This is a genomic window from Ferdinandcohnia salidurans, assembly GCF_042680725.1.
Lineage (GTDB): Bacteria > Bacillota > Bacilli > Bacillales > Bacillaceae_L > Ferdinandcohnia > Ferdinandcohnia salidurans.
The window spans coordinates 1-5,445 of the sequence record NZ_JBHUEK010000035.1 but is presented as its reverse complement, the minus strand read 5'-3'; the positions used below and the strand labels follow the sequence as shown (position 1 = coordinate 5,445).

The window sequence follows — 5,445 nt, the reverse complement described above, 5'->3', positions numbered from 1 at the left end:
CAACGGTATTCTTCTCGCGCGGCAAAAGCCGCGCGAGAAGAATCAAAAATAAAATAAGTTAGGCTGGCTGTTATTAACGCGGCTCCAAAACCTTTATGTGCGTTAATAACCAAATTTCATCACTTGGTAGCGTGCAATTAGAATTATCATGATTCTGTATGTGTAATCTCGCTTAGACCTTTCAGTTCCGATAGCGGTAAATTCTGTCTGTTTTTCGCGTGTAATGATACCCTGTGTAAGAAATCTGGTAGATGAATCGCATCTCGATATACGATCTTCGACCGATCCGAGTGAAACCTGAGTTGTGTTACTGGCGAGGTTGTGCAAGTCGGTTTGTCCTCGAGGCGGTCGGTCGACCTCGAGGCCAGCTCCCCTCGAGGACGATCTCGGCCTAGATCTCGATCTCGAGGAACGGCCACCGGCCAGCGTCCGACAGACGCCCGGAGTCTCCGCTCGTCGTCGACGTCGTCGGGCTCCGGGAGAAACCACCGCGAAAACAGAACGTCGCTCGAGAGCCGTCTCTCGGCTCTCTCAGAGGATCCGGTCGTCGACGTCCTCGAACCCGACGGCCGTCACCGCGACCGGGCCGTCGGAGACGATCTCGTCGCCCGGCTCGAGGAACTCCTCGCGGGTCTCTCCATGCTCCTCGATCTCGACTCGGACTCTACCAGTCGAGTGGTCCTCGATCGTCTCCGCGAGTGCCTCGAGGATCTCCTCTCTGACGTCCTCGTCGATGTCGTCCCACCAGTAGTCGAAGCCTCGTCGTGCATAGAGTTCGTCGACGATCGCTTGCTCGAGGCTCACGTCGATCCCCCCGGTCGGTCAGTCTCCGTGTCCACTGAGACGTGCAGATAGTTACCTCTCAACTCTACTTTGGGTTGAATATCGTCATGGGTGTAGTCACTAAGCAACTCCCACTTGTCCACATCGTCGGATTCTTCTCCGATTATCTCAATCGCCCGCTCTATCTTATCTCCGACGAAGATTGAGTGGGACTGTTCAGTACCGTCCGTGCAGCCGCTCATCGGGATCCCTCCTCGAGGTCGACGTAGCCGAGTAGGGCTCGGGCGGCTCGGCCGGCCGTGACGTCGTGCTCGCGCATCGTCTCGAGGATCGCCTCGGTCGACGGGGCCGGGCCGTCACGGAGAAGCTCTCCGCGTGCCTGCTCTGCGGCCGCTCTCTCCTCACACTCCTCGATCGTCGGGACGTCGTCGGGAGAGACGCCGTATCCAGTCGGGAAGGTCATGCGCTCTCCTCCGTGGGATCGACGATCTCCCGCTCGAGGCGGCCGGGATCGTACCGGGCCGGGAGCGGCTCGTCGGTTCGAAACTCCTCGACGCGGGCCTCTCGTCGGTCGTGGCAGTGGGGACAGACCGACGGGCGGCTCTGCTCGGAGTGCGGGACGTCCGGCTTGTACCGGAGTTGTGCGCCTGCTCCGCAGTCCTCGCAGTCTCCGATGAGGCTCATCGGTCTCCCTCCGTGGTCTGAGCCGTGAGCGGAGTCGTCGGCTCCTCGTCGACGAACTCTGTGGCCTCGAGGTCCCCCTTCTCGGTCCCGTCGGGGCGGCGTCCTTCGAGGTAGTCGGTTTCTCCGGGGTCGTCTGCGAGGTCGTCAATATGTTCTCGAAGGGCCTCGGCCGCTTGATCCATCGTGAGTCCGTGTCGGCGGTGATACGGCTCCTCGAGGTCGGCGACGATCTCGTCCTCGACGGTCCTGAGAGCTTCGACGACGTCGACCGGCTCGAGGCCGGCGTCGATCGCGTCGTGAGCGTAGTCGGCAACGTGGTCCTCGAACGAAGCCACCGAGTGCGGCTCGACGGCTCCGGTCCGGGTCATCGTCTCCTCGAGGCCGGGATCGTCACCGAGCGGTCGGGAGTCGACGACCTCGAGATGGGCCTCGATGCTCTCCTCGAAGACCCATGTCTCGGCTTGCTCCCGGCTCTCGAAGCCGGAAGCCTCCGGCGTCTCCGTGGCGTGGTTGTAGACGTAGATCCCGCTCTCGGTCGGGTTGTCGGTCTCGATCCCGACGAACGTATCTGTCTGGCTGTCCTCCTCGGTCGTGGGGACGTCGGTATCGACGTCCTCGGAGTCTCTCTCTGTCATAGTCGATCGGTTGGGTTGGGGAACCGCACCCCAGGAGTCCCGAACGGAGTCGAACCGTCCTCGAGGCTACCCGCGGGACTCGGTCATGGTTACGTCCTCAGTCGTCGATCTCGCTCTCGACGTACTCGATCGTCTCTCCCGTCGCTCCGTTGCGGATCTCGGCTCCCTCGGGAAGGGCGTCGGGATCCGGGTGGTCTCCGGCCTCGAGTGCTCCCTCGATGAGATGCTCTCCGGATAGCTGACCGAGGTTGAGCGCGTCGGAGATCGTCGCGTCGGCCGGCTCGACCATGTGCTCGAGCAGGAGCCACACGGCACCCTCACAGACCGAGAACCGCTTGGCGACGGCCTCGACGACGGCACTCGACTGGTAGCCGTGCTCCCGGCCGGCGACGGCCTCGACGACGGAAATCACGTCGTCGATGTGCTGTTTGAGCGTGTAGAGGTCTCGGCCGACGTGGAACCACCATTCGACCTCGTCGGTCTTGATCTCGGATTCGACCGTGTGAGCGTGCTCTCTCGCCCAGTAGCCCATCCGATACCACTCGAGCCACCGATCGATCTTGTCGTTCATCTCGAGGATCTTCTCCGGGTCATCTTCCCAGAGTTCGTAGTCCTCTCGGTAGCCTTCCGCGAGTTCCTCCATGCCTCGAATTTCGTATCCAGCGTCCCCCTCGAGGCGCTTGCGGAAGTATCCGAGACAGCGGTCCTCGAAGCTGATCCGGCGCTCGCGGAGTTCCTGGCGTGCTCGGATCTCCTCCTCTTTCGCTTTCTTCCTGGCGAGTTCGAGGACCGGGTCGGAAACCGCGTCCTCGATCTGCTCCTTGATCTCCTCTCCGTCGACGGCCTCACGGAGGAGATCGTCGATCACTCGGGACCGCGAAAGCGAATACTCCTCACAGAACTCGTCAATCACTGCGACGAGATCCGCGGATAGAGAGGCCGAAACTCGTCTTTTGCTCATTCAAGGCTCACCTCCCCGACCGGATCACCGTTAGCATACAGGAGGGCTCGACGTCCATCCGGAGCCGGTTTCGTCGACAGAGAGTCGGCGAACTCCTGCGGGCTCGCGTAGCGACTCACACCGTGCTCCTCGGCGGCCTCGGGGCCGGTCCTCGAGGTCCCTCCGACGACAGCGGCCGGCTCGCCGTCCGGTCCCTTGATGAGCGAAACCGTCGTGCTCGAGTCCTCCGGAGTGACGTCGTCGGCTCCTCCGATCGCCTGCGCCTGCGCTCTCCGGAGTTCGGCGGCGGTCGGGGCTCCGACGTCTCGGGCGACCTCGGAGACGATCTCCTCTTTGCGCGACGTGTTGCCGATCTCGGCCGACTGGTCATCGAGGATCCCCTCGATCTCCTCGCGGGTCGTGACGCCATCGGAGTGCGGCTCCCCGAGCGCGTCGGAGACGTCGTCCGACGTGGTGAACCACTCTTTGATGTCCTTGATGGCACCCTCCGCGAAATCGTTGTCTCGGAGGTCGGCCTCGAGGTCGTCCTCGCTCGTGCTCGAGGGATCGATATACTCGCGTTCGATCCGGTCGGCGTCCTCGGCATACTCCGTGTCCGTGATCGGCATTAGCGGATCCCTCCGCGGGTCTCGTAGCGCGTCTCGGGTAGCTGGCGGCCGACGGGCTCGAGGCCGTCGACGGCTCCCCGCTCGATCTCCTCGAGGCGGTCCTCGACGTGCTCGACTCCGACGTTCGCAGCTAGCTGTCTGAGTCGGCCGGCGTGGGGTCGGGAAACCTCGACCTCCTCGAGGCCGTCCGGGACGTGGACAGTAATCGGGACCGGGGCCGGCGTCTCGACCGATCCGTCCGGCCGACGCTTCGGTCCGATCCGGAGCGTGAGGCACCCGCGGCGGTCCATCTCGGAGACGAACTCCCTCGAGGCCGTGCTCGACCGAGCGACCTCGATCGCCTCGGCGAACGGCCGGACCTCGAGGTCGACGACGTGCCACGAACCGGGCGACGACCGGGAGAGAACCGCCGGCCCCTCGAGGGCCTCGATCTCCTCGAGGACCGTCCCGATCGGGACGTCGTCGTAGTCGAGCATGGCGACGTGGCCGATCGGCTCGAGGTCCCCGTCGACGACCTCGCTCTCGATCCCCGTCGTCTCGAGGGTCACTCCGGTCATGGTCACTCGCACCCCCCTGGGCACACGTAGACGGGAGAACCGTCTCGATCGGCGAGTCGGGCGGTCCCCGGATCGAGGTCGGCTCCGCAGTCGTGACACTCGACCGTCCGCTCGTCGTCGTTCTCCTCCTGGTCGTCTTCGTCGACGTCGGCCTCGGCGGGCTCGGTGATCTCCTCGAGGACATCGTCGACCTCCTCGATCTCGTCGGGACCGTCCTCGAGGATCTCGATCATCTCGTCGGCCGTGATCCTCTCGATCGGGACGTCGTCGACGACGTCGTAGGTCCCGTCGTCGGTCTTGCATCCGGGGCCGACGACGTACTCTCCGGCTAACCAGACGTCTCCCCAGCCGGGTTTCACTGCCCAGGATCCGAAGTGATCGTAGACCGCTTGCTTGTCCTCGAGGTCCTCGAAGCGGTAGTAGTGATGGGCTCGATCGTCGCTCCCGTTCGGGGACGAAACCCGGTAGGTCTCCGGGAGGTCCTCGAGGGGGGCTCGGTCGGGATCGTCGACGTCGACGACGACGAGCGGGTCATGCTCGAGGATCCGACTGTCGACGTCGGCCTCCTCGGTCGTGCACGGGAGTCCGGTCTCGACTCCGTAGTTTCCGAGCAACCCGTCGAGATCGCGGTTAGCGTATCGCTCGAAGGGAGTCTTTTTGCCAAACTCCATTCGGGAGAAGCGGGACCTCGGAACTCCGGCCTCGACGAGCCGCTCGCGGAAGCCGTGAGCCTCCGGGGGCTCTCCCTGGCCGTTGCCCCAGGTCGATCCCCAGCCGTCTCCGTCCTCTCGCTCGTATCCATCGTCGATCTCGTAGGAGAGGATCCGGTCGGCGTCGGCGTCGATCGCGGAGGTCCGGAGCGGCGGGGCGTCGGCGTCGACCGATCCCTCGAGGTCGTTGCATGCTCGGGCGACGACCGACGTGAGGGCTCGGGCTGCTCCCTCGAACCGCGGGATCCAGAGGCCGTTATCGTGGATCCGGACCGTCTCGTCTCGGAGGTCGATCACGACCGTCCGGAGATCGAGGACGTCCATTCCCTGCTGTCTCCCGCTATAGACGACGACTCCGTAGTAGGCGCGGCCGTTGCTCCCGTGGATCTCGATCCCGTGGATCCGCTCGGGCTCCAGCTGGTCGACGATCCGATCGAGGACCGTCGTCCGGCTCCCCTCCGGGACGTCCTCGAGGTCGTCCTCGAGGTCACTCCAGTAGTCCTCCCT

Annotated in this window: 9 protein-coding genes; all 9 read right to left on the bottom strand. The window is 64.0% G+C overall.

Annotated features, from left to right (window positions below; genetic code table 11):
- Positions 1 to 531: 531 nt before the first annotated feature.
- A complete protein-coding gene (locus ACFSFW_RS24165; protein WP_344055308.1) occupies positions 532 to 804 on the bottom strand; it encodes a hypothetical protein in 273 nt (90 codons plus the stop codon).
- Positions 801 to 1,025 (bottom strand): hypothetical protein, encoded by a 225-nt coding sequence (locus tag ACFSFW_RS24160; protein WP_344055310.1) that lies wholly within the window; start codon positions 1,023 to 1,025, stop codon positions 801 to 803. Before ACFSFW_RS24160 ends, ACFSFW_RS24165 begins: the two co-directional genes overlap by 4 nt.
- On the bottom strand, positions 1,022 to 1,246 hold the full coding sequence (locus ACFSFW_RS24155; RefSeq protein WP_344055312.1) for a hypothetical protein: 225 nt from the start codon (positions 1,244 to 1,246) through the stop codon (positions 1,022 to 1,024). The genes ACFSFW_RS24160 and ACFSFW_RS24155 overlap by 4 nt, the downstream gene beginning before the upstream one ends.
- A complete protein-coding gene (locus ACFSFW_RS24150; protein ID WP_344055314.1) occupies positions 1,243 to 1,467 on the bottom strand; it encodes a hypothetical protein in 225 nt (74 codons plus the stop codon). Before ACFSFW_RS24150 ends, ACFSFW_RS24155 begins: the two co-directional genes overlap by 4 nt.
- Complete coding sequence (locus ACFSFW_RS24145; protein WP_346140040.1) at positions 1,464 to 2,102, bottom strand: hypothetical protein; 639 nt, start codon at positions 2,100 to 2,102, stop codon at positions 1,464 to 1,466. Before ACFSFW_RS24145 ends, ACFSFW_RS24150 begins: the two co-directional genes overlap by 4 nt.
- 97 nt (positions 2,103 to 2,199) lie before the next feature.
- The gene (locus ACFSFW_RS24140) at positions 2,200 to 3,063 is read right to left on the bottom strand and encodes a hypothetical protein (RefSeq protein ID WP_344055304.1); all 864 of its coding nucleotides are present in this window, start codon (positions 3,061 to 3,063) and stop codon (positions 2,200 to 2,202) included.
- A complete protein-coding gene (locus ACFSFW_RS24135) occupies positions 3,060 to 3,671 on the bottom strand; it encodes a hypothetical protein (protein WP_344820624.1) in 612 nt (203 codons plus the stop codon). Before ACFSFW_RS24135 ends, ACFSFW_RS24140 begins: the two co-directional genes overlap by 4 nt.
- Entirely contained in the window at positions 3,671 to 4,234 is a 564-nt protein-coding gene (locus ACFSFW_RS24130; protein ID WP_388042214.1) for a hypothetical protein, read from the bottom strand. The genes ACFSFW_RS24135 and ACFSFW_RS24130 overlap by 1 nt, the downstream gene beginning before the upstream one ends.
- The coding region (locus ACFSFW_RS24125) for a bifunctional DNA primase/polymerase (RefSeq protein WP_388042213.1) at positions 4,231 to 5,445 on the bottom strand (1,215 nt) is incomplete at its 5' end. The genes ACFSFW_RS24125 and ACFSFW_RS24130, both read right to left, overlap by 4 nt.